The sequence below is a fragment of the Frankia sp. KB5 genome (genome assembly GCF_002099325.1).
GTDB classification, from domain to species: Bacteria; Actinomycetota; Actinomycetes; order Frankiales; family Frankiaceae; genus Frankia; species Frankia casuarinae.
Window position 1 is genome coordinate 1 of record NZ_MRUJ01000153.1, and the last position, 23,344, is coordinate 23,344.

General features: G+C 70.6%; 19 protein-coding genes and 1 pseudogene. 11 read left to right on the forward strand and 9 right to left on the reverse strand.

Annotation, left to right across the window (positions count from 1 at the left end):
• Positions 1-348 precede the first annotated feature (348 nt).
• Positions 349-1,133, reverse strand: a pseudogene (epsC, locus tag KBI5_RS15580) (serine O-acetyltransferase EpsC).
• A 6-nt stretch (positions 1,134-1,139) separates the two neighbouring features.
• Positions 1,140-2,069, reverse strand: a complete 930-nt coding sequence (gene cysK, locus KBI5_RS15585) for a cysteine synthase A (protein WP_011436839.1) — start codon at positions 2,067-2,069, stop codon at positions 1,140-1,142.
• A 416-nt stretch (positions 2,070-2,485) separates the two neighbouring features.
• Here cysK and KBI5_RS15590 point away from each other — a divergent pair, with 416 nt between their 5' ends.
• The 4 genes from KBI5_RS15590 to KBI5_RS15605 all read left to right on the forward strand — a co-directional run bounded on the left by KBI5_RS15590 (position 2,486) and on the right by KBI5_RS15605 (position 6,800).
• A complete protein-coding gene (locus KBI5_RS15590; RefSeq protein WP_011436840.1) occupies positions 2,486-3,700 on the forward strand; it encodes an MmgE/PrpD family protein in 1,215 nt (404 codons plus the stop codon).
• On the forward strand, positions 3,697-4,956 hold the full coding sequence (locus KBI5_RS15595) for a CaiB/BaiF CoA-transferase family protein (protein ID WP_011436841.1): 1,260 nt from the start codon (positions 3,697-3,699) through the stop codon (positions 4,954-4,956). The genes KBI5_RS15590 and KBI5_RS15595 overlap by 4 nt, the downstream gene beginning before the upstream one ends.
• Before the next feature lie 83 nt (positions 4,957-5,039).
• Positions 5,040-6,197 (forward strand): acyl-CoA dehydrogenase family protein, encoded by a 1,158-nt coding sequence (locus tag KBI5_RS15600; protein WP_011436842.1) that lies wholly within the window; start codon positions 5,040-5,042, stop codon positions 6,195-6,197.
• Between the two features lie 204 nt (positions 6,198-6,401).
• Positions 6,402-6,800: an NUDIX hydrolase gene (locus KBI5_RS15605; RefSeq protein WP_011436843.1), complete on the forward strand. Its 399-nt coding sequence runs from the start codon at positions 6,402-6,404 to the stop codon at positions 6,798-6,800.
• A 51-nt stretch (positions 6,801-6,851) separates the two neighbouring features.
• Here KBI5_RS15605 and KBI5_RS15610 read toward each other — a convergent pair whose 3' ends face one another.
• Together KBI5_RS15610 and KBI5_RS15615 are read right to left on the reverse strand one after the other, a co-directional pair.
• A complete protein-coding gene (locus KBI5_RS15610; protein WP_085015650.1) occupies positions 6,852-8,024 on the reverse strand; it encodes a glycerophosphodiester phosphodiesterase in 1,173 nt (390 codons plus the stop codon).
• A gap of 294 nt (positions 8,025-8,318) precedes the next feature.
• On the reverse strand, positions 8,319-9,905 hold the full coding sequence (locus KBI5_RS15615) for a serine/threonine-protein kinase (protein WP_347272510.1): 1,587 nt from the start codon (positions 9,903-9,905) through the stop codon (positions 8,319-8,321).
• 257 nt (positions 9,906-10,162) lie between these two features.
• Between KBI5_RS15615 and KBI5_RS15620 the strand changes: the two genes are divergently transcribed.
• The gene (locus tag KBI5_RS15620) at positions 10,163-10,684 is read left to right on the forward strand and encodes a toxin-antitoxin system HicB family antitoxin (RefSeq protein ID WP_035732780.1); all 522 of its coding nucleotides are present in this window, start codon (positions 10,163-10,165) and stop codon (positions 10,682-10,684) included.
• Positions 10,685-10,780: 96 nt separating this feature from the next.
• The gene (locus KBI5_RS15625; protein WP_011436847.1) at positions 10,781-11,623 is read left to right on the forward strand and encodes a DUF4097 family beta strand repeat-containing protein; all 843 of its coding nucleotides are present in this window, start codon (positions 10,781-10,783) and stop codon (positions 11,621-11,623) included.
• Positions 11,624-11,817: 194 nt separating this feature from the next.
• On the opposite strand, the gene KBI5_RS15630 is transcribed toward KBI5_RS15625, so the two are convergent.
• Complete coding sequence (locus KBI5_RS15630; protein ID WP_011436848.1) at positions 11,818-12,876, reverse strand: methyltransferase domain-containing protein; 1,059 nt, start codon at positions 12,874-12,876, stop codon at positions 11,818-11,820.
• Between the two features lie 315 nt (positions 12,877-13,191).
• On the opposite strand from KBI5_RS15630, the gene KBI5_RS15635 reads away from it, so the two are divergent.
• Together KBI5_RS15635 and KBI5_RS15640 are read left to right on the forward strand one after the other, a co-directional pair.
• Positions 13,192-14,121: a hypothetical protein gene (locus KBI5_RS15635; RefSeq protein ID WP_235463095.1), complete on the forward strand. Its 930-nt coding sequence runs from the start codon at positions 13,192-13,194 to the stop codon at positions 14,119-14,121.
• A complete protein-coding gene (locus KBI5_RS15640) occupies positions 14,118-15,611 on the forward strand; it encodes a hypothetical protein (protein WP_085015651.1) in 1,494 nt (497 codons plus the stop codon). The genes KBI5_RS15635 and KBI5_RS15640 overlap by 4 nt, the downstream gene beginning before the upstream one ends.
• Before the next feature lie 192 nt (positions 15,612-15,803).
• Here the strand turns inward: KBI5_RS15640 and KBI5_RS15645 are convergent, their stop codons facing one another.
• A complete protein-coding gene (locus tag KBI5_RS15645; protein ID WP_011436856.1) occupies positions 15,804-16,469 on the reverse strand; it encodes a response regulator transcription factor in 666 nt (221 codons plus the stop codon).
• Positions 16,466-17,905: a HAMP domain-containing sensor histidine kinase gene (locus KBI5_RS15650; protein WP_085015652.1), complete on the reverse strand. Its 1,440-nt coding sequence runs from the start codon at positions 17,903-17,905 to the stop codon at positions 16,466-16,468. The genes KBI5_RS15645 and KBI5_RS15650 overlap by 4 nt, the downstream gene beginning before the upstream one ends.
• A gap of 467 nt (positions 17,906-18,372) precedes the next feature.
• On the opposite strand from KBI5_RS15650, the gene KBI5_RS15655 reads away from it, so the two are divergent.
• From KBI5_RS15655 to KBI5_RS15665, 3 genes are all read left to right on the forward strand, one after another.
• On the forward strand, positions 18,373-20,025 hold the full coding sequence (locus KBI5_RS15655) for an ABC transporter permease (RefSeq protein ID WP_133057052.1): 1,653 nt from the start codon (positions 18,373-18,375) through the stop codon (positions 20,023-20,025).
• A 103-nt stretch (positions 20,026-20,128) separates the two neighbouring features.
• A complete protein-coding gene (locus tag KBI5_RS15660; RefSeq protein ID WP_085015654.1) occupies positions 20,129-20,812 on the forward strand; it encodes an ABC transporter ATP-binding protein in 684 nt (227 codons plus the stop codon).
• Positions 20,813-20,864: 52 nt separating this feature from the next.
• Complete coding sequence (locus tag KBI5_RS15665) at positions 20,865-22,163, forward strand: ABC transporter permease (protein ID WP_043591149.1); 1,299 nt, start codon at positions 20,865-20,867, stop codon at positions 22,161-22,163.
• Positions 22,164-22,245: 82 nt separating this feature from the next.
• On the opposite strand, the gene KBI5_RS15670 is transcribed toward KBI5_RS15665, so the two are convergent.
• Together KBI5_RS15670 and KBI5_RS26395 are read right to left on the reverse strand one after the other, a co-directional pair.
• A complete protein-coding gene (locus KBI5_RS15670) occupies positions 22,246-23,085 on the reverse strand; it encodes an alpha/beta hydrolase (protein ID WP_085015655.1) in 840 nt (279 codons plus the stop codon).
• Positions 23,086-23,088: 3 nt separating this feature from the next.
• A partial coding sequence (locus KBI5_RS26395; protein ID WP_157902522.1) for a hypothetical protein occupies positions 23,089-23,344 on the reverse strand: 256 nt, incomplete at its 5' end.

A 23,344-nucleotide genomic window follows, 5' to 3' on the forward strand; every position in this document is an offset into this window, starting at 1 on the left:
CGCCTCGGCCGCCACGGCCCTCGCCGGTCACGTCGGGCGCCTGCCGGCGGACGCGCCCGCCGCCGCGGTCGCCCACCATCTCGCCTCGGTGGCGCTGGCCGCCGGCGGCGCGGACAACATCACCGTGGTCGTCATCGACATATTCTGACTCAGCTCCAGAATTGCGAGGTCTAAACCGACGGAATCAAGTGGTTATGGCGACGCATGCTTTGCCGGCAAATCCTGGCTCGACCGGATCCCCAGGGACACCGGTCGAGCCAGGGGCGTCACCGATCAGGTCGTTGATCAGGTCGTTGATCAGGTCGCCGATTAAGGTCGTTGATTAAGGTCGTTGATTAAGGTTGTTGATCAGATGGAGAAGTCCTCGCCGTGCCACACACCGGCCTGGGGCGGGCGGATCGTGGGACGGGCTGCGACCCGCCCGTCGGYGCGGCCGTCGGTGTTCCCGGTGTTCCCGTCGAGCACCGCCTCCAGCTGGTCGACCCGGGTGAGCAGGGACTTCAGGCTGACGCCGACGAGGTCGGGGAGCACGTCGTCCTGACCGGGCAGGGCGGTGGCCGGCCGGGGACGGCTGGGGGTGATGACCTGGCCGGGGACGCCAACGACCACTGAGCCGGGCGGCACGGGCCGGGCAGGTCGGCTGGATAGGCCGGGCCGGCTGGCCCGGGTGGGCCGACGACGGCGAGGGCGAACCCGTCCTCGTTGCTCCGGTGGACGAGGCCGCGGTCCGACACGCCGGCCGCGATCGTCAGGTCGACATCGATCCGGTCGCCGATGGTGGGGTGCCGCTTGGTCGGTTCCAGGCTGGTGCCGCCGAGGGTGACCCCGTGGTAGATCGTGACGTCGGCGCCGACCTCGGCGGTCTCCCCGATGACCACGCCGGTGGCGTGGTCGATGAAGACGCCGGGGCCGAGCGTGGCGGCGGGGTGGATCTCGACCCCGGTGAGCATGCGGGTGAGCGTGGCAACCACGCGCCCGGGCAGCCGCAGGTCACGGGTCCACAGCCAGTGGCTGATCCGGTGGCCCCAGACGGCGTGCACGCCGGGATAGCACAGGGCGATCTCGAGGGTGGAGCGGGCGGCCGGATCCCGTTCCTTCACCGTGCGCAGGTCATGGCGCAGCGTCGAGAGCACAGCCGGTCACCCGAGCCCGGCGAACAACGGTGTGCTCAGGTAGCGCTCGCCGAAGTCCGGAAGCACGACGACGACCAGCTTCCCGGCGTTCTCCGGGCGGCGGGCTACCTGCAGCGCCGCCGACACCGCCGCGCCCGAGGAGATGCCCACCAGGAGTCCCTCCTCCTGGGCCAGCCGGCGGGCCAGGTCGAAGGCGTCCTCACCATCGACCTGGATGATCTCGTCGACGAGGCCGGTCTCCAGGACCGGCGGGACGAACCCGGCGCCGATGCCCTGGATCGGGTGCGGTCCCTTCACGCCGCCCGAGAGCACCGGCGATGCCGACGGCTCCACGGCGACGAACCGGGCCTCGGGCCTGCGCTCCTTGATGACCTGGGCGACGCCGGTGATGGTCCCGCCGGTGCCGACTCCGGCGACGAGCACGTCGATCTGCCCGTCGGTGTCGCGCCAGATCTCCTCGGCGGTCGTGGCGCGGTGGATCGCCGGGTTGGCCGGGTTCTCGAATTGCTGCGGGATGAGGTACCGTTCGTCGTTCTTCGCGAGCTCCTCCGCCTTCGCGATGGCGCCGGGCATGCCCTCGGCACCGGGGGTGAGCACGAGCTCCGCGCCGAGGGCCCGCAGCAGCATCCGCCGCTCGGTGCTCATCGTCTCAGGCATCGTCAGGACGCAGCGGTAGCCGCGGGCGGCGCACACCATGGCCAGGGCGATGCCGGTGTTCCCACTGGTGGGTTCGAGGATGACGGTGTCCGGCCCGATCAGCCCGGCCCGCTCCACGGCGTCGATCAGGGCCACACCGAGACGGTCCTTCACGCTGTGCGCCGGGTTGAAGGACTCCAGTTTGGCCACGACCTGGGCTCCCACTCCGTCCGTGACGCGACGCAATCGGACCAGCGGCGTGTTGCCGATCAGTTGCGTGATGTCTTCCGCGATCCTCATCGATGTTCTCCTCTGCCGGGCCCCGTGGTCATCCACTCTGCCAGGCCCRCACCTTCCCGACCTTCCTGACGACCTCGACGGGCCTGCTGGTTCGTCCACGGCCGGGAAAGTTAGGCCCACAGGTCCCCCGGGCCAACATCCGGAAGCCCCGGCCCGCCGGGTCGTCGTACCTGTACCGGCGTACCTGTACCGGCGCCTCAGGCCAGGCGCACAGTAGCCATCAACCCCCGGCAGCCATCAACCCCCCGGCAGCGAGTGCCTGGGTGGACTCCACGGTGACCATGCCGCTCAGCGAGTCACCGATCACTATTAGCCGTACATTATTCTCCGGACGGGTATGTGCGCCGCGGACACGGGCGATCCAGACACGGGCGATCCAGGTGTGGCCCCGCGCTGGCGGGAGTCGGGAGTTGTGGATGGAACCGACCGCCGAGACGTTGGCCCGGTGGGCGCACGACTACGCGCCGAGTGCCGCGGACCTCGACCTGGCGCAGCGCTCGCTGCTCGACACGATAGCGGTCACGCTCGCCGCCCGGCAGGACGATCTGGTGGCGCTGTCGGCCGGGCTGCCGGACGCGGCGCGCTGGGCGGCGGTCGGGCACGTCCTGGATTTCGACGACCTGCACCTGGAGTCGACCACCCACATCAGCGTGGTGTGCGTCCCCGCGACGCTGGCCGTCGGCGGGGACGCCCGCGCCTACCTGGCGGGGGCCGGGATGATGGCGCGGCTCGGGGTGGCGCTGGGCTGGTCGCACTATGCCGGCGGATGGCACGCCACCTGTACGGCCGGGGCGCCGGCCGCCGCCGTGTCCGCGTCGGTGGCGCTGGGCCTGTCGGCCGAGCGGATCGCCACCGCGATCGCGCTCTCGGTTCCCGCGGCCGGCGGGGTGCAGCGGGCATTCGGTTCCGCCGGCAAGTCCCTGCAGGTCGGCTTCGCCGCCGACGCGGGAGTTCGGGCGGCGAGGCTGGCCGCCGCCGGCGCCACCGCGGATCCGACCGCGCTGGATGCATGGCTCCGACTGGTCGGCGGCGACCCGGACCGCATCGACGTGACCGGCCCGGCGGTTCCCGGCGGGCTGGCGATCAAGATTTTTCCCTGCTGCTACGCACTGCAACGCCCGATCAGCGCGCTGCGCGAGCACCTGCCTGCCGACGTCGTCGCCTCGGGCATCACCGCGATCGAGGTGAGCACACCCGAGGGCGCGGTGCAGCCACTGATCCACCATCGGCCCCGCACCGGGCTGCAGGGGAAGTTCAGCCTTGAATATGCCATCGCCGCCGCACTGCTAGACCCCCATCCCGGCTTCGGGAGTTTCACCGACCTCGCCGTGACCCGACCCGAAGCCCAGCGTCTGCTCCAGCTCGTAGCCGTCACCGAGACCCCGGGCGGTGACGGGCTGCTCTCCGGCCGCATCGATATCACGCTCACCCTCAGCGGTGGCGCCCGGTACTCGGTGAGCCAGCGGCTGCCACCCGGGTCGCCCGGGCGGCCACCTTCGGACCAGGACCTGCGCGCCAAGATCGCCGACTGTGGCCCCGACGTTCCCGCGCTGCTGACCGGACTGGACTGGGCGCGTGCCGCGACGCTGCTGGCAGACCACCTGCCTGGCCAAAGGAGCGGCCTGACGTGACCGAGCACCACATGACCGAGCACCAGCGGCACCGCACTGCGCCGGGCGCCGCCCCGGACTCCCCTTCGCCGCACGTCCCGCTGCCGTTGGCCGGGGTGACCGTGGTCAGCCTGGAGCAGGCCGTCGCGGCCCCGTTCGCCACCCGCCAGCTGGCTGATTTCGGCGCGCGGGTCATCAAGATCGAACGGCCCGACGGCGGCGACTTCGCCCGCCGCTACGACGTGTCGGTGCACGGCCAGTCGAGCTACTTCGTGTGGCTCAACCGCTCCAAGGAATCCCTCACCCTGGACGTGAAAACCGCCGAGGGGCGCGCGGTTCTGGAGGAGCTGCTGGCCAGGGCCGACGTGCTGGTGCAGAACCTCGGCCCCGGCGCCGCCGCTCGCCTCGGCCTCGACGCCTCGTCCCTGGCCGACCGGCACCCTCGGGTGATCCCCTGCACGATCTCCGGCTACGGTACCGACGGGCCCTGGGCCGACCGGAAAGCCTACGACCTGCTCGTGCAGTGCGAGACCGGCCTCGTGTCGCTGACCGGTAGCCCGGACCAGATGGCGAAGGCCGGGATCTCGGTCGCCGACATCGCCGCCGGCATGTACGCCTACACCGGCATCCTCACCGCCCTCTACCGGCGCGCCACCACGGGGTCGGTCTCCGCGGTCGAGGTATCGTTGTTCGAGGCCCTCGCCGAGTGGATGGGTTCACCGGCCTACTACACCCGGTACGGCGGGCGGCAACCGGCACGGGTCGGCGCTCAGCACGCCACCATCGCCCCCTACGGCCCGTTCACCACCGCCGAGGACCAGACGGTGCTGCTGGCCATCCAGAACGAACGCGAATGGCACGCCTTCTGCCGGATCGTGCTCGACGACCCGACCCTGACCGAGGACCACCGCTTCGCGACCAACTCCGCACGCGTCGCCCACCGCGACGCCCTCAACGGGGTGATCGCGGACCGATTCGCCGCGCTCGATACCGGCACAGTGYTGGCGTTGCTGGCCAAAGCCGGTATCGCCAACGCCCGACTGAACTCCGTCGCCCACTTCCTCGACCATCCCGTCCTGACTGGCCGCGACCGGTGGCGCACCGTTGCCACCCCCGGCGGCGACATCGGTGCCCTCCTGCCTCCGGTCACCCTCACCGACCTGGACCCGGTGATGAACCCCGTTCCCGCCCTCGGCGAACACACCGACACCATCCTGCGCAGCCTGGGCCGCACCGATACCGCCATCGCCGCGCTCCGTGCCGACGGCGTCATCTGACCTCCGCCGACCCCCGGCCCCCCATCCAACGAGGACCAGCCATCCAAGAGCCATCCAAGAGGACCAGCCGAAGAGGACCCGGCGTGAGTACCTTGACCGCAGAAGAAAAAGCCATCGTCGACACCGTGCGCGACTTCGTCGATCGGGAGGTCCGCCCGGTCGCCCGGGACCTGGAACACGCCAACGACTATCCCGAGAAGCTCATCGAGCAGATGAAAAAGCTCGGCATCTTCGGCCTGACCATTCCGGAACCCTACGGCGAGGTTGCCGTCTCCACCCCCTGCTACGTCCAGGTCACCGAGCAGCTCGCCCGCGGCTGGATGAGCCTGGCCGGCGCGATGGGTGGCCACACCGTCGTCTCCACACTCATCCTCACCTTCGGCACCGARCAGCAGAAGCTGCGTTATCTGCCCGCACTGGCCAGCGGTGAGATCCGCGCCACGATGGCGTTGACCGAACCCGCTGGAGGTTCCGACCTGCAGGCCCTCACCACCAGCGCCCGCCGCGCCGGTGAGCACTACGTGGTCAACGGGTCGAAGACGTGGATCACCAACGCCCGCCGCTCCCAGCTGATCGCGCTGCTGTGCAGGACCGATCCGAAAGCCGAGCCCAGGCACAAGGGCATCAGCATCCTGCTCGTCGAACCCGGCGACGGATTCACCGTGTCCAGGGACCTGCCAAAACTCGGCTACAAGGGCGTCGAAAGCTGTGAGCTGTCCTTCGATGACTACCATGTCCCCGTCGATGCGCTGCTCGGCGGTGAGGAAGGCCGCGGATTCGCGCAGATGATGAAGGGCCTGGAGATCGGCCGGATCCAGGTCGCCGCCCGCGCCCTCGGTGTCGCCCGCGCCGCGCTGGACGACGCACTGCGTTACGCCCAGGAACGCGAGGCCTTCGGCAAGCCGATCTGGAAACACCAGTCCATCGGCAACTACCTCGCCGACATGGCCACCAAGTACACCGCTGCCCGCCAGCTCGTGCTCCTGGCCGCCGACCGCTACGACGCCGGCGACCGATGCGACCTGGAAGCCGGGATGGCCAAGCTGTTCGCCTCGGAAACCGCGATGGAGATCGCGCTCAACGCGGTCCGGGTGCACGGCGGCTACGGCTACTCCACCGAGTTCGACGTCGAACGCTACTTCCGTGACGCCCCACTCATGATCATCGGCGAAGGCACCAACGAGATCCAGCGCAACGTCATCGCCGCCCAGCTCGTCGCCCGAGGGGGAATCACCCCTTGATGGGAATCATCCCTTGACCAGCATCGCCGCCGTCCGTACCCGGCGACGTCCGGCGATCCTCCCGATCATGGTGCCGGCTGAACCGCGGAGGGTCAGGCACGGTTCACGACCTGCGGGCCGTGCCGAACCCTCCACACTCAACCCTCCACACTTTTCCGTCGCGACGTCGGCCTCCTCCCTACACTGGTTCCCGTGACGGCGGCGGTGGGCAAACGGCAGGCCGTGGTCGCGGTGCTGCTGAGGGCCGGTCGCGTACTGGTCATCCGGCGTGGGCCGCAGGCGCGGAGACCGGGCTACTGGGCTCCGCTGAGCGGCCGGATCGAGCCCGGCGAGAGCCAGGCGGCGGCGCTGGTTCGCGAGGTCCGTGAGGAGGTGGGGCTGGCGGTCACCCCCCTTGCGAAGGTCTGGGAATGCGACACCGACGACGGCAGCTACCAGCTGCACTGGTGGACCGCCGAGGTCGGATCCGACGAGGAACTGATCCTCGACCCGGGCGAGGTGAGCGACGCCCGCTGGGTGACGCCGCACGAGTTCACCCGGCTGGAGCTCACGTTCGCCGGTCACCACGAATTCTTCGAACGGGTGCTTCCGACCCTCGGTTAACCGGCTGTCCGATGTCGAGGCGGACCTGCCGGCGGGTCATTGTGGGGCGGGTCATTGAGTGGCGTGGTGGCCGGCCGGTGGGGGTCCGGGGTTCGGGAGGCCGGCGGCGACGGCCCGGGCGCGGACGCCGATATCGGCCTGGTCGGTGAACAGCCCGTCGATGCCCGTCTTGAGATAGGCAACCTGTTCGTCGACGGCCCGGCCGAGGTCGCTGGGGTTGGCGCCCACCTGGTAGTCCTTCGGGAGGAAGGTGTTCTCCGCGCGGAAGGTGTACGGGTGCACCACCAACCCGGCGGCGTGGGCGTCGGTGACCAGGGAGGTCGGGGTACCCAGCGTCCCGTCCCCGGCCCGGGGGATGATCTGAAGCTTGTCCGGGCCGATGCCGTTCGCGTAGCGGGCGATCTGCCACAGCCCGGCCAGCATCGACAGATCCTGGTACGTCCGCGGGTCGCCGGCATTGACGAGATCGAACGGTGCGCCCGTGGCGGACAGCAGCTGTACCGAGGCCGTGCGCAGGCCGAGTGTGCGCAGCTCGCAGAGATTCGTGGTCTCAAAGGACTGGACGTACACCGGCGCGCCCCGGTGGTTCAGGCCGTACCGGACCAGGATGTCCAGCAGCCGCCGCTCCAGGGGCAGGCCGGCCTTGGCGAAGTAGGTCGGGTGCTTGGTCTCCGGGTAGACGCCGATCTCGCGGCCGAGTTCCCGGGACAGCCGGGCGCGCAGGTCGAGCAGTTCGGTGAACGTCGGGATCTCGGACTGGCCGTCGTACCTGGTGTTCCGCGGGCGGACCTCGGGCAGCCGTTCCTTGGCGCGCAGCGTCTTCAGTTCGGCCAGGGTGAAGTCCTCGGTGAACCAGCCGGTGGTCGCGACGCCGTCGAGAATCTTCGTCGTCCGGCGGGCGGCGAACTCGGGATGCGCGACGACGTCGGTGGTTCCGCCGATCTCCGGCTCGTGCCGGCAGACCAGGACGCCGTCCCTGGTGGACACGAGGTCCGGCTCGACGAAGTCGGCACCCAACCGGGCGGCCAGTTCGTAGGAGGCCAGGGTGTGCTCCGGGCGGTAGCCGGCCGCTCCCCGATGCCCGATCACCAGTGTCGGGCGACGCTGGCCACCGCCGGAACCAAGGGCGCCCGCCGGGGCGACCGACGCGGCTACCGGGACGAGGAGAGGGACGGCGGCGAAAGGCGCTGCGACGATCCCCGCGAGCACGCGACGACGGTCCACAAGTCCTCCAGCGCAGCGGCGACGACCCTCGCCGACGGAGCGCCCATAAAGCCAACCGGAAACAGCCGACCAACGAACGGACCACGTGTTACCCGCCGTGGTCGCCCAGATGGCACTTTGATGAACCTGGCGCACGAACAGCCGGCCGTAACCATCAGCCGCGCGCAACGGTGACGACCTCGGTCAGCCCGCCTCCGTCAGCGTGCGGACCGCGGTGACACGAGCGGCCCTACAGCCGGCCGGTCGGTACGGGCCGCTACGGTGCTGTGCCGGGCAGCGGGGAACAGAACCCGCTCAGCCCGGGGCTGCCGGGGCGGCCGACACCCGGACACCGCAGGTGAGGTTGGCCAGGTAGACCTGGGTGCGTCCGCTCGGGTCCAGCAGCAACGGCGGACCGCCGCGGGCCGCGGTACCGAAGCTGATCTCCCGGCCGTCGGCGGCGTCGTGGAGCTGCAGCCCGCAGTCGTCCGAGCCGGCGAAGTCCACGACCTCGACCCGGACAAGGCCCGAGGCGACCTCGAACGCGTCGGTGTCGCCGGTGCCGGCCTGCTGGGCGAAGGGCAGGACGGCCGTCCCCGATCCGGAGCGGGCCGTCACCGAGCACCCGGGGTCGTTGGCCCGCCAGTGGAAGCCGCCGACAAGCGGTACCTGGAAGGTCTTCGCGCCGTAGACCTCCTTGATCGCCTTCTGCTCGCCGGTGCTGTCGCTGGTCACGGTGATCGTGCACCCGTTGTCGGTGCCCTCGATCTGGTCGATGATCGCGAGACGCCACGGCGCGTCGGCGGTGAAGGACTGCCGGCCACTCGCCGAGTTGTCCGCGCTCGAGTTGTCGCCCCCGATCACCAGCACGGCGGCGAGCGCCCCCGCGAGCGCGAGGATCACGACGGTGCCGGCGCCCACCAACAGCCAGCGACGGCGACGGCGTGCCCGCGGCTCGGATGAAGCCGGGATCTGCGGTGCAGCCGGGATCTGCGGTGCAGCCGGTGGGGTGGGTGTCCGGGCGGCGTCGGGAAGGACGCGCGTCACCGGGATCCGCGCCCCCCGGGCGTGACCGACGAGCCGCTCGCACAGGTCGAGCGCGGTGGGCCGTTGCGGCGGCTGGCGGTCGAGTGCCTCGCGGACGGGCGCGTGCAGCTCCGGAGCGAGCCGGTCGAAGTCGATCTGGAACTCGGCGGCCGCGATCCGCGACGCCACCGCGTCGGCGGAGCCGCTGCCGAACGGCGGCTGGCCGGTGGCTGCGAAGCAGACCAGGGCCCCCCAGCCGAACACGTCGCTGGMCGCGGTGACCTCCCCGCCTGTGGCCTGCTCCGGCGAGAGCCACCCGGGCGTGCCGACGACTCCGCCCACCGCGGTCAGCGGGCGCGCCTCGGCCGCCGCGGCGATCCCGAAGTCGATGACCTTCGGCCCGTCCGCGGTCCACAGCACATTGGACGGTTTGAGATCGCGGTGGATCAGGCCGGCCGCGTGGATGGACGCCAACGCCTCGGCGAGCCCGGCCGCCAGGATGATCTGCTCCCCGGTGGACAGGGGGCCGGCCGCCGCGACCTGGGCGGCGAGGTCCGGGGCGTCGACGAACTCGGTGGCCAGCCATGGACGTTCGGCCTCCAGCTCGAAGTCGACGAGCCGGGCGGTGTGGGCACCGCCGACCCGGAAACACGCCTGGACCTCGCGATGGAATCGCGCCCGGAACTGCGGATCGTCGGCGTACTCCGGTCGGATCAGCTTGACCGCGACCTGGCCGAGGGGACCCTCGGCCAGGTAGACCACACCCATCCCGCCGGCACCGAGCCTGCCCAGCACCCGGTGCCGGCCCAGCGACCCCGGATCCGTGGCCCGCGGCGGCTGCATCCTGACGCCGTGCGCGTCGCCCGGCACATCCACCCCCGTCTGCTCACCGCCGCCACCGAGCGGGTCGCCCCACTATCGCCGAGGCCTGCGACGGTGACGAGAGCACCCCGACGATCGCTACTTTTCGTAGTCGTCGCACGCGACGAGGGTGCGCGACCGCCCCGCCGACGGCCGTACCGGCCGGACAGCCGAGGCGACGGCGTCCGTGACGGCATCCGCGACCGCGTCTGTGACGTCTTAATGGCCACCAGAGCTTGCACATGACGTCAACTTGGCGCCATTATGGCGTCATGGACCTTGCACCGTATGTCGAGAACCTCCGCCGGGAACTCGCGGCAGCCGCGGAAGCCGGGGGTGAGGACGCCCGCGCGCTGGCCGAGCGGCTCGCCCTGCCGCTGGACTCGGCCGTCAGGCTCGCCCTGCTGGAGGCGCTGTCGGCCGCCGCCGACGAGATCACCCGAGAGTTGGCACCGGGCTCGGTCGAGGTACGCCTGCGTGGGCGAGACCCTGATTTTGTCGTGACGCCACCACCGGCCGACCACTCGGATGCGGACGACTTCGAGGCCGCCGTGGTCAGGCAACCGTCCGCCGCTCCAGAGGACGACGAGGGACGTACCTCGCGGATCACGCTACGCGTCCCCGAGCGTCTCAAACCGCGCATCGATGAAGCGGCCGAGCACGAAGGACTGTCCGTCAACGCCTGGCTGGTGCACGCCGTCTGCGCCGCRCTCGACCCCGGTGCCGCGGGGCGGCGCACCGGTCCGCACGCAGGCCAGCAGATGGGACTGCGTTACAGCGGCTGGGTGCGTTAGCCACGCCGGCGTTAGCCACGCCGGCGTTAGCCACGCCGGCGTTCACCGCGTCCGGGCAAGCCATGTCCAGGCTGACGACGTTACAAGGAGATCATCATGCCGACTTTTCGCACCCCCGAACCGATCCTCGCCGTCATCGAACTCGGGACCGGCCACGTCCGGATCAACGCGAGCGACCGCGCCGACACGGTCGTGGAGGTACGCCCGAGCGACCCGTCGCACGACACCGACGTGCGGACGGCGCGGGAGACCCGCATCGAATATGACAAAGGCAAGCTTCACCTCAGAGCGCCCAGGAAGACGGCCCGCTCGCTGTTCGGGTCGGACGGCTCCGTCACCGTGACAGTCGAGCTGCCCACCGGTTCGCGGGTCGAGGCGAGCTCGATGACCAACATCCAGAGCACGGGCCGCCTGGGCGATTCCAGCTTCCACACCGCCACCGGCGACATTGACCTTGACCAGACCGGCAGGCTCCGGCTGGGGACCGCCGACGGGAACGTGTCCGTGGGCCGCACGACCGGGCACGCCGAGATCAAGACCTCGAACGGCATGATCCGGATCCGCGAGATCGACGGCTCGGCGGTAGTCAAGACGGCCAACGGGGGCGTCACCATCGGTGAGGTGACGGGAGACGCACGGCTGATCACTGCCTCCGGTGCCATCACCGTCGACCGCGCGCTGGCGGGCGTCGAGGCCAGGACCGCCTCGGGCAGCGTGCGGATCGGCGAAGTGGTGCGCGGCACAGTCGCGCTCGTATCCGGTTCCGGCCGGCTCGAAGTGGGAGTACGGAAAGGTACCGCCGCCCTGCTGGACGTCCGCTCGGGACGCGGCGGTGTGCACAGCGAACTGACCGCCATCCACGCCCCCGCGCCCACCGACGAGACCGTCGAGGTGCGCGCCCGTAGCGGCGACGGCGACATCCTGATCCACCGTGCCTGACCGTTCCCGAAGCGCGAGCCGGCCCGGCTACGCCTTCCGCTCGATGGCGCCGTAGCCGCTGACCCGGGCGTCGGTCAGGTCAGCGGGCATGGTGCGTCGGGCCGCCAGCGGCGTGCCACCTGCACCCCCTCAAGGGCGGCCTTCGGCCGCCGGCAGGTCGGCCTGTCGGAGCGTTCCGCCCTCCCGTGTCCGGCTCAGCGGAGAAGGATGGCGTGGTCCGGGTTGTCGAGCCAGAAGGTTTGCCCGTCGGGAGTCACAGTGAGCCCGAACCGATCGCGGGAGGGCCGGCCGGAGTTCATCCACCAGTCGTAGGCCGTCTCCAGCTCGTCCCAGAGTCGACGCGGCCCGTACTGGGTGATCTCGTGCTCGTCCAGGCCTGCGGTCAGCGATGCCCAGGACTGCGACGGGCTGTGAGACAGCAACAGGGTGTTCGCGGGGCCGCCTTCGTCGATGTCCCCGGTCGTGCAGCCCGGCAGCCACAAGCCGACCGCGAACCCGGTCGCCGCATCATCGAAAGGCTCGCGGAGATACCGGCGGGTGGGCCTGACGTCCGCGTCGTCCTCACCCAGCCACCACACATGCGGGTCGCGCCGCTGGTTCCGTAGCCGCATGAACCCGGCCTCATCGTGGAACCGGCCGCGGGCCACACCATCGTCATCGACGACCAGAACCGCCAACGCCCCGTCGAAGGTACCGGCGAACGGGAACACGATCCGCCCCCCGGGCCGGGTCTGCTCCACCCACGAACAGGGGACCACCGACACTGACGCTGTTGCGATCACACGGTCGTACGGTGCGCCCGCCGGATAGCCCGCGGTCCCATCCCCTGCGATCACCCGCACGGGATGGCCGGTCCGGTCCAACGCCGCCCGTGCCTGTCCGGCTATCATCGGGTCGACTTCCATGCTGGTCACCTGACCGGAACCGGCCTGCACCGCGAGAAGCGCAGCGTTGTAGCCGGTACCTGTCCCGATCTCCAGCACGCGCATTCCCGGGCGCACGCCGAGGAGATCAAGCATCCGGTCGACCACCCACCGCGCACTACACGAACTGGTCGGGATGATCCCCTTACCGTCGTACTTGTCCCTACCATCGTCTACCTGGGTGGTGATCGCCTGATCGCTACGGACCAGCGCCAACCACCCTTCCGGATCTTCGCTTCGACGGAGCGGAACCAGGAAGAATCCGTCATCACCGGTCACCCAGACCTCATCCGGGATGAAGTCCTCCCGGTTCACCACCCGCCCGCTCATGCCTTCCCGGTGCCCTTGCATAGCTGACAGGTTTTCTTCTCCTTCGTCCCGTCGTTGACAACTTCGACCGTCCCATCACCGGAACACCCAGGACAGGCCACCGGCTTCGAGTGCTTCCCCACGCCGAACTGCCTCTCCCCCCTCGGGATCTACCAGCCGCCATAATCTCACCGGAGCAGACGCAGCCGAGGCACGATGCCCATCACCTGCTGGCCCTGTAACCACCGAAGCCACAGGCAGCGCCGTGGTCGGTATGCCTGTTGGGCTGCGATATCGTGGCGGGTGCTGGAACGTGGCTGGGTATTCGGGGGGCCCGTGGGCGTCGCCATTGTTGATGCGGTCAAGCTTGCGAAAGACAACAAGCGTTCGTACGAGCAGCTCGAAGCTCGCTGTCGGCTGCTGGCCGGGCGAATGGCTGCCGAGACAGAGGCTCAGCAGCGGGCCCGTGCTGAGCTGTATGACGTGGCGCTGGTGCCGTTCCAGGAGGTGTTCAGTCGGCTGAAGAACGTCGATCTGGCTGAGCTCGGGGAGATCGACCTGCTGGTCGGCGGGGAGCTGCCGGACGTCGAACTGCGTCGGCTACGGATCAGTGTGGTCCAGTCACTGGGGGCGCTGGCTGCTGGGGCGGTGGCCGGCGCCGGGGCGGGTGGTGCGACGTTCGCGGCGGTCGGGGCCTTGGCGACGGCCACCACTGGGACGGCGATTTCAGGGCTGTCCGGTGCTGCGGCGACGAGCGCGACGTTGGCCTGGCTGGGCGGCGGGTCGATCGCCGCCGGTGGTGGTGGGGTCGCGGTCGGGACGACCGTGCTGGCGGGCATCGTGGCGGCGCCGGTGGTCATTGCTGTGGGCGGGGTGCTCGAGTGGCAGGGGCGCAGGGCCCGCACCGGTCAGCGCGAGACAGCGGCGCAGATCGCCGAGGCGGCGGCTGACTTCGGACGGGCGCAGGCGCAGGCGGCCCTCGTGCGTCGGCGCAGCCGGCAGGTCCGGGACATTCTCAAGGACCTGCGCGTCGCGATGACCGTCCGGCTGCCGCTGCTGGATACGCTCGTCACCGCCAACCCGGACTATGCGACCTACACGATCGCGCAGCGGCAGCGGGTGGCACAGCTCGTCGGGGTCGCCTCGACCGCGGTGACGGTGATGAGTACGCCGATCGCCGGCGAGGACGGAACGGTGGATGTGCAGGTTCGCCAGGTCGTTCTCAACGCCAAGCAGCGGCTGCTCGCCCTGCCCCGGCCAGCGTGACCACCTCTCATTCTGCCCTGCCTCACGGCAGACGCGAGAGGCATATCGGGCTGCTTCCCGGTGGGGCGGACGCCGCGGTCTGGTCGATCATCGACCAGACGACCCGCCGGACCGCGGCGGAGGTGGTCGAGACACGGAACGGCCGCGACACTGTCGTCAAGCTGGCGCGGCGGTATGCCAACCATGGCAATCCGCAGCGTGCCGGGCACCTGTTCGAGGTGATGCACGCGGTCGGATTCAACCGGCACGCGGCCCGCGCGGGCTCGACGGTACGCGCCCAGGTCCTGGAATGGACACAGGGCGGTCCGCAGAATGGTCCGGTCGACATCCGGCTGTCTGACGGTGGCCGGATGGTCGCCGAGGTGCAGGCCAAACTCGTCGACCGGGTGTCGGACACGACCCGCCAGATCTCGCGATCCGCATATCAGGGCATGGGGCGACTGGTCGCAGGAGACCGGGTCGACGCCGTCCACGACCTGCTCGACCGGCGGCTGGGCATGAACCAGGAGGGGATCTACTTCGAGGGCTACGCCGACGCGGCGGCTTTCAGCACCGACCGGCTCACGCACGGGTCGGTGCACAGCGATTCGATCAGCTACCGGCAGACGCAGGACGCCGCCCACAACCCGGCCCGATGGGCCAACCACCAGATCGCCGCCGCAGCCGGGCGAGACATCGCCACCTCCAGCCTCGCTGGAGCCGCCGCAGGCGCGCTCGTCGGCGCCATGGTCACCACGGCCAGCGAGACCGCCCGGATCCGTGCCGGCGAGACCTCCGCTGGCGCCGCAGTCATCACGGTCGCTGGCGGCACCGCCCGCAACGCCGCCCGCTCCGGTGCTATCGGCACGATCTCCGCTTCCGTCCGCACCGCGGCCAGCAGCGGTCTTCTGCCCAAGGCGCTGGGCAGCGGTACCGTGCCCGCCGCCATGGCTGACGCCGTGTGGGCCGTCGCCGACGCCGGCCTGGACCTGGCCCGCGGTCGCATCGACCCCGGCGAGTTCGCTGCCCGCAGCGTGACGGGGACCGCCAGGACCGGCCTGATGTGGGCCGGCGGCCTGGTCGGGCAGACCGTCGTCCCCGTCCCCGTCCTCGGAGCCCTCGTCGGTGGTGTCGTTGCGCAGGCCACCGCCGCCATCATCATCCAAGGACTCCAGCTCGCGATCGTCGCGGCCCGCGCCGACGGCGCCAGCCCCGAGCTACTCGCGGTCCTGGAAGCCGAGACCGTCACCACCGCGGCCACGGCCGCGCTGATCGGCCAGGCGACCATGACTCTCGGCGAGGATCAGCGCACTCAGGTCACCCGCGCCGCGCTACCCGACCTCGCCCACGTCCAGACGACGCTCACCACCAGCGATCCCAGCACCGCAATCATCGAACTTGCCACCGTTACCTGCCACCACGCCAACCAGCCGCTGTTCACCACCCTCGACGAATTCAACCAGTGGATGGCCGACACCGACGCTCCGCTCATCCTCAACCCGAACTGGTAACCCGAACTGGTAACCCACACCGAGCGCGCACCACGTTTCCCCGATCCGGCCGGTGGCACACCGGCCGGGTCTCGAGACCACGTCATCGGGAGACAACGAGGACCGGAACGGCATCGTCGATCTGGCCAGGTAGGRCATCACGGCAGACGACGGCGAAAGACCACCCAGATTGCCCACGTGCGCCCCGCCGGGTCAGTCGGCCGGGATGATCCGGTAGCCGACCCCCGCGAGCGTCTCGATGACGGGCGGGTCGCCGAGTTTGCGACGCAGCCGTCCAATGGTGACCGAGACGGTCTTGGTGAAGGGGTCCGCGTACTCGTCCCAGACCTGTTCGAGCAGCCGCTCGGCACTCAGCGGGGCCGGCATCGCGCGCAACAGTGCCTCCAGTACGGCGAATTCCTTGGCGGAGAGATCGAGTCGCCGCCCGTCACGGATGGCGGTGTGGCGCAGTGGGTCGAGTTCGACACCGCCGGCTTTGAGGACGCGTGGCTGCGCGGTGGGCCGACGCCGGGCCAGTGCCCGCACCCGTAGGACGAGTTCGGGAAAGTGGAAGGGTTTGGGGAGGTAGTCGTCCGCGCCGAGGCTCAGCCCGGTGACACGATCGGCGCTGGTGTCGGCCGCGGTGAGCATCAGAACCATGGCCGGGTCCTCGGAATCTATGATCATCCGGCACAACATGTCACCGTTCAGGCCGGGGAGGTCACGGTCGAGCAGCACGACGTCGTAGCGGTTGACATCGAGTTTGGCGGCGGCGTCGAGACCGTCGTAGCTGACATCGACGGCCATGCCGTGGTCACGGAGGCCTTCGGCGATGTCGTCGGCGAGGCGGTGCACGTCCTCGACGACGAGCACTCTCACCGCGACCCCCCGGGCCTCACCGCGACCCCGGCCTCACCGCGACCCCCCGGCACCCCCGGCACCCCCGGCACCCTCGGCACCCTCGGCACCCCCGACACCGGAGCGCGGCCGACGAGCGGCATGGTGATGACGGCCCGCAGACCGCCCTCGGGTCGGGCGCTCAGGTGCAGAGCGCCGTCATGGGCCGCGGCGATCGCGGCGACGATCGACAGCCCGAGCCCGACGCTGCCGGCGGTCGTGCGGTCGGCGGCCAGGCGGCGAAACGGCTGCCCGAGCTGCTGGACGTCGGCGTCGTCGAGCGGCGGCCCGGCGTTCTCGATCGTCAGGTGGGCAATCCTGGCGTCATCCGTGCCGCCGGTGGCGGGGTGGCAGCGGACCTGGACCTGGACGTGGACGAAGCCACCGGGATGGTTGTAGCGCAGGGCGTTGTCGAGGAGGTTGTCGACCAGGCGCCGCAGCAGCGTCGGGTTTCCGATGATCTCGACGGCCGCGAGCTGACGGTGGATGTGCACGCCCAGCTCGGCGGCGTGAGGTTCGCGGGCTGCCAGCGCGGCGACGACGAGGCCGGTGAGCGAGACGGCGGCATCATTGCCGGGTGCCCCCTGATGGGCCCGCGCCAGGGTGAGGAAATTCTCGATCAGCCGGTCGGCCTGGTCGAGTCCCTCGCGAAGCTTGCCGGCGAGCACGGTGACCTCCCGCGGCACGGGCTGGGGTTTGCCCTCGGCGACATCGAGCGAGGTCCGCATCATCGTGAGCGGGGTGCGCAGCTCGTGGGAGGCATTGGCGACGAAGCGTCGCTGCGCCTCGAACGCGGTCTCCAGGCGGGCCAGCAGCCCGTCTATGGTGTCACCAAGGTCGGTGAGTTCATCCTGCGGGCCGGGTAGGTCCAGGCGCTCGTGCAGGTTCTCCTGGGAGATCCGCAGGGTGGTCGCGGTCATCGTGCGCAACGGGCGCAGCACCCGGCCCGCCACCAGCCAGCCGAGCCAGATCGACACAACCGCCATGATCGCCAGTGYGATCCCGGACTCGACGAGCAACTGGTGCAGGTAGCTGTGGTGGACCTGCGAGGCGACCGCCGACGAGGCCCGTGGCGGGGCCGGTTGCCCGTTGAGTGGGCCGCCCTGGGTTTCCGGCATGCCGGTCGGGGTGGTGGTGATCTGGATGGTGGCGGTGACGTGCAGCACCAGAAGATACGTGATCGCCAGCAGCGCGGCGCCGGACAGGACGAACAAGCTGCCGTAGAGCAGCGTCAGGCGCAATCGGACCGTGCGCGGGAGCAGCCTCGCCCACGGCCACCGACGGAGGCGGGCGACCAGCCCGCTGGAACGCGGGGCGGCAGCGGCGGCTGACACCGCCCGCCGAGCCGGCTCGGGCGGCTCGGCGGGTGTACCGGACGCCGCGGCAGCCGTCCTCGCCCGCTCGGCCAGGTCACTCACGCTTGGCTGCCACCTCTCGCAGATCCCGCACTGGAACCACCGTGCGCTGAAACCACCGTGCGCTGAAACCACCGTCGCCTGTTGGCGCATGCGAACGGGAACCGGCTTCGGTGCGACCTTCCGCCCTCCCAGGATCCCACCCGCGCGGGTAACAGGGCGGTAACAGCTGACGTTGACCCCGTGTTGCCGCCCCCGTCATATCAACGTCCCAGTAACCGGACGCAGCCGAGAATCGGACCGAGCGCCGATCCCGCACCTGACGAGGACGTGAGCGAGATGAACAACACACCACAGGCCACACCACAGGCCATGCCGCAGACCACACCACAGACCATGCCGCAGACCACACCACAGACCAGAGCCGCGGACCGGTACCCCGYGACGCCCGCAGCGACCAGGCGGTCTTCGGCGGCGCGCAGGACGGTCGGCGCCGCGGCGGTTGCCCTGTGCCTGCTCGGCGCCGCCGCGTGCCAGGGCTCGAAGACGTCGCCCGATCCCGGGTCGGCTACCAGCTCGCCGGCTACCAGCTCGCCGGCTACCAGCTCGCCCGACCCGGGTCAGGTTCAGCAGCAGCAACAACAGCAGGCCCCGGGTGGTGGATCGCGGCCAGATCTGGGTACCCCGTTCACGCCGTCCGGGCATTCGTCGGCGAGCCTGCCCCCGCTGTCCGGAAACGGGTCATGACCGCGCTCGGCACCCACAGGCCGGCCCACGCACCGGCGACATCCTCGAGCAGGTTCTTCGTGACCTACCTGCTGCGCGGCCTGCGGGGACGGGCCCGGCAGACAGTGATCGTCGCGGTCGGTCTGGCGGTGGGGGTCGCTGCGGTGGTCACGCTGACCGCGGCGTCGACGGGCGTGAGCCGGGCGCAGACCACGGTGCTCCACTCGCTATACGGGGTGGGCACCGACATCTCGGTGACGACGGCGGCCACCAGCGGCTCGGGTTCGAGCGGTTCGGGTTCGAATCAGGGCCTGGTCACGTCCGGAGACGCGGGCAAGGAGTTCTTCCGGCTGCCGCCCGGCCTCGGGCTGCTGGATTCCTCAGCCCTGGCCCCGATCTCGAAGATGTCCGGCGTGGCCGAGGTCGCGGGCGGCCTGAGCGTGGGTGAGACGGTCGTCGGCCCGACGCCGTCCACCGGCGGGCTGCCCAGCCTCACCTCGACCAGCATCGACGGGGTCGATGTCGCGCACCTCAAGCTCGGCCCGTACGCCTCCGGCACGCTCACCTCGGGCCGGTCCTTCACCACCGCGGACGCCGACGCCGACCGCGCCGTGATCGACGCGCGTTACGCGGCCGCGCACCACCTTGGGGTGGGCTCGACGATCGTGATCGCCAAGACCCGCTTCACCGTGATCGGCATCATCAGCCAACCAGCCGCCAGCGACCCGGAGGACGTCTTCATCCCGCTCGGCCGCGCCCGGGCACTCGCCTCCTCCGCCCGGCCCGACCTGGCCGGGAAGCTCACCGCGATCTACGTGGCCGCCGCCGGCGCGGCCGACATCCCCACCGTGCACGACAAGATCGCCAAGCTGCTCCCGAGTGCCACCGTCACCAGCTCGTCGGACCTGGCCAGCAGGGTCAGCGGGTCGCTGGCCAGCGCCGCCGACCTCGCGCGCGACCTCGGCCGCTGGCTGGCCGTGGCGATGCTCCTCGCCGCATTCGCGCTGGCCGCCCTGCTGACCACCGCCGCGGTGCGGCGGCGGGTTCGCGAGTTCGGCACGCTCAAGGCACTCGGGTGGCATACCCGGCGCATCATCGCCCAGATCATGGCCGAATCGCTCGTGACCGGCCTGGCCGGAGCCGCGGTCGGAATCGGGCTCGGGTTCGCCGGCGCCGCCGTCATCGACGCGATCGCCCCCACGCTGACCGCGGCCGTCGCCCTGAACCCCGGCTCGACACCACCCCAGGGCGCGCTGATCAAGAACGGCAGCCTCGAGACGATGACGCTGCCCGGCGGGGTGCACACCCTCAGCGTCCACCTGCACGCCACCGTCGGGGCCGCGACGATCCTGCTCGCGGTCGTGCTCGCGATCGTCGGCGCGGTCCTCGCCGGCGCGCTCGGCAGCTGGCGCGTCGCCCGGCTGCGCCCGGCCCACGCCCTCGTCCGCGTCGCCTGACCAGCCCACCAGCACACCAGCACACCAGCCCCGGCCACCCGCACCCGCTTACCGCCCTTCCCGAGGTCGAACCGAGCTTTCCCGAGATCGAATCGAGAACCCGATGTATACCCTTACCGGCGTTTCCAAGACCTTCCGCGCCCGTGGCAGCACCGTCACCGCGGTGCGGGACCTGAACCTGTCCATTGCCGACGGCGAATGGCTCGCCATCCAGGGCCGCACCGGCAGCGGCAAGAGCACCCTGCTGCAGCTGTTGGGCGGCATGGACCGGCCCAGCACCGGCACCGTCAACCTCGACGGTCAGGACCTGGCCACGATGTCCGAGAAACAGCTCACCGAGATCCGTGCCGCCCGGGTCGGCTTCGTGTTCCAGATGTTCAACCTCATCCCCACCCTGTCCGCGATCGAGAACGTCGAAGCCGCCCTTGTTCCGCTGCGCACCCCCGCTGTCCAGCGCCGGGAACGCGCGGCGGCAGCGCTGGCGTCCGTGGGCCTGGCCGATCGAGCCGGGCACCTGCCCTCCGAGCTGTCCGGCGGCCAGCAACAACGCGTGGGGATCGCCCGGGCCCTGGTCAAGGAACCCAGCGTGCTGCTCGCCGACGAGCCCACCGGCAACCTCGACGTCGACACCCGCGACGAGATCCTCACGCTGCTCGAACAGATCTGGACCGCCAACCAGCTCACGCTCGTGCTCGTCACCCACGACAGCGCCGTCGCGGCCCTCGCCGAACGTGTTGCCGTCATGAACGACGGCAAGCTGGACATCACCGGTACGCGGATCGGGTGACCGGCATGTCAAACGCACGCCGCCGGTCGGCGAACGCACGATCGGAGCCCTCATGTTCGTCCTGACCTATCTTCGACGTGAACTGCGGCACCGGTCGCGTCAGGCGATGCTCGTCGCCACGGGGCTCGCCGTCGGCGTCGGGCTCGTCCTCACCACGACGGCTACCGCCGCCGCGGTCGACGACGCGCAGACCGCGGTGCTACACACGCTGAACGGGATCGGCACCGACCTCACCGTCACCGCCACACCATCGGCCGACCGTCGCACCGGCGCGGACGGCAGCGGCAGCGCGGACGGCGCGAGCAGCACGGGCCTGTCGGTGGCCGGCGGGGCGGTGCTGGATTCGTCGACGGTGCGGGCCATCGCCGGGCTGGCGCACGTCGCCGGCGTCGCGGACTCGTTGGTCCTGAGCGAGATCACCCTCCCGCCGACCGGCTCGGGCGGCATCCCGACCAGCACGAGGATCGACGGGATCGACGTCACGCGCCTGGGCCTCGGGCCAGCCGCGTCCGCCACGCTCCGCTCGGGCCGTCCCCTGTCCCGGGCCGACAGCCGCGGCGACGTCGCGGTCATCGACACCCAGTACGCCGCCGCCCACCACCTTGGCGTCGGATCGACGATCACCGTTGCCGGGACCCGGTTCGCCGTCGTCGGGATCGTCTCCCAACCCACGGCCACCGGCGCGGCCAGCATCTACCTCCCGCTCGCTGCCGCCCAGCGGCTGCCCGCCGGCCAGCACTCGAAGCCGCTGGCGGGGAAGGTGAGTACGATCTACGTCTCGGCGAGCACCGCGGCCGACGTCGGCGCGGTCGAAACCGAGCTCGCCGCGCTCCTGCCCTCGGCCACCCTCAGCAGCTCACGCGACCTCGCCGAGGCGGTCAACGGCTCTCTCGCCAGCGCCACCACCCTCATGCACGATCTCGGCACCTGGCTCACCGTGGGCGTGCTGTTGGCCACCGTCGCCGCCGCCAGCCTGTTCACCCTCGCCTCCGTAACCCGGCGGACGCGCGAACTCGGAACCCTGAAAGCGATCGGCTGGACCAGCTGGCGCGTCATCACGCAGATCATGGCCGAGTCCGGCACGGTCGGCCTCGCCGGCGCGGCGCTCGGAGTAGCGGTCGGCTACGCCGGCATCGGTCTTGTCAACGCGGTCGCACCGACCCTGACCGCCACCGTCGGCACCGGCACGGGCGCGCACAACCTCGCCGTGCACCTGAACGCACACACCGAGCCAAGCACCCTCGCGGCGGCGGCCCTGATCGCCATCGCCGCGGCCCTGATCGCCGGCACGCTCGCGGCCTGGCGCACGACCCGGCTGCGGCCGGCCCACGCCCTGGCCGAGGTCGAATGAACGCCAAGGCTCCCACGCACCTCCATCACCGGCGGCCGGGGCTCGATGACGGAACGGGTCAGCCGTGTTGATTACCGCGGCACTACGTGACGATGACCTGACCGGRCACTGCGCCGGTCGTTTGCCGAGCAAAGAAGCCCAGAATGGCCGAGTTCACTTCGGTGGGGCGTTCCAGGTAGCCGTAGTGGCCGCAGCCCGGAATTTCTTCGTAGGTGGCTCCCGGGATGGCCTCGGCGACTTCGCGGCACAGCGGTGGACGGACTATCAGGTCGTCCTGGAAGCCGATCACCAGACAGGGGCACTGGATATGCGCGAAGCCCGGCCGGCGGTCGGGGATGAGTTCCAGGCCCAGTTGGCCGCGGGCCGCCGAGAGGGTCACCGCGGAGACCTCGAAGACGTCGAGCCAGTCCCTGATCTGCCGTTCGTCGTTGAGCGTACGCGGCGAGAGGCTCTGCAGCGCATGCATGAAAGCCGCATAACGCGCAGGTACCGTGACACCGCTGTCGTACAGCTCTATTTCGGCTAGGGACATGGCGGTGGCCAGCGCGTCGGACCTGCCGCGGGTCGCCATCAGCACGGCCTGCCCGACCAACCGGGGCCGGGCGACGAGCAGCTCCTGCACGATCATGGCGCCGAGTGAGAAGCCCACAACCCGGCAGCCCTCGACGCCCAGATGCTCGATGAGGGCGGCGGTGTCGGCCACCATGTCGGCCAGCGTGAACCCCTCAGGCCCGGCGTCGGAGGGCGGAATGCCCCGGTTGTCCATCGTGATGACGCGGTAGCCCGCGGCTCGCAGCGCCGGCACCTGGTGGGTCCGCCAGACGCGCCCGGGGGCTCCCGTCCCGGTGACCAGGAGGACCGGCGCTCCCACGCCGTAGTCATCGAAGCTCAGGTTGATCCCGTTGATCCGAGCCACCGGCATCGGCTAGTCCTCCATCGCGATTTCCGCTTCCAGCTCCTCAAGCTGCTGCTGGGCCAGGCTGAGCAGCGGAAAGTCGGACGGGCTGTGCCCGCCGGCCCCCGGGCGGCCCGCCTGAGCGGCCAGCCCGGTCAGCATCGCCACCCACCCGTCGGTCAGCTCCCGCACCGCGTCCGGCTCGAGAAGACCGGCAGGCCACGACAGCGACACGGTGAGCTCGGGCCCGTCGGGCCCGTCTTCGACGATCCCGTCCGCCTCCAGC

Bases quoted from the DNA above. Each gene is read 5' to 3' on its own strand.
- KBI5_RS15660 (WP_085015654.1), top strand. From the start codon at position 20,129: ATGTATACCCTTACCGGCGTTTCCAAGACCTTCCGCGCCCGTGGCAGC.
- KBI5_RS15625 (WP_011436847.1), top strand. From the start codon at position 10,781: ATGCCGACTTTTCGCACCCCCGAACCGATCCTCGCCGTCATCGAACTC.
- cysK (WP_011436839.1), bottom strand. From the start codon at position 2,069: ATGAGGATCGCGGAAGACATCACGCAACTGATCGGCAACACGCCGCTG.
- KBI5_RS15590 (WP_011436840.1), top strand. From the start codon at position 2,486: ATGGAACCGACCGCCGAGACGTTGGCCCGGTGGGCGCACGACTACGCG.
- KBI5_RS15665 (WP_043591149.1), top strand. From the start codon at position 20,865: ATGTTCGTCCTGACCTATCTTCGACGTGAACTGCGGCACCGGTCGCGT.
- KBI5_RS15630 (WP_011436848.1), bottom strand. From the start codon at position 12,876: ATGAGCGGGCGGGTGGTGAACCGGGAGGACTTCATCCCGGATGAGGTC.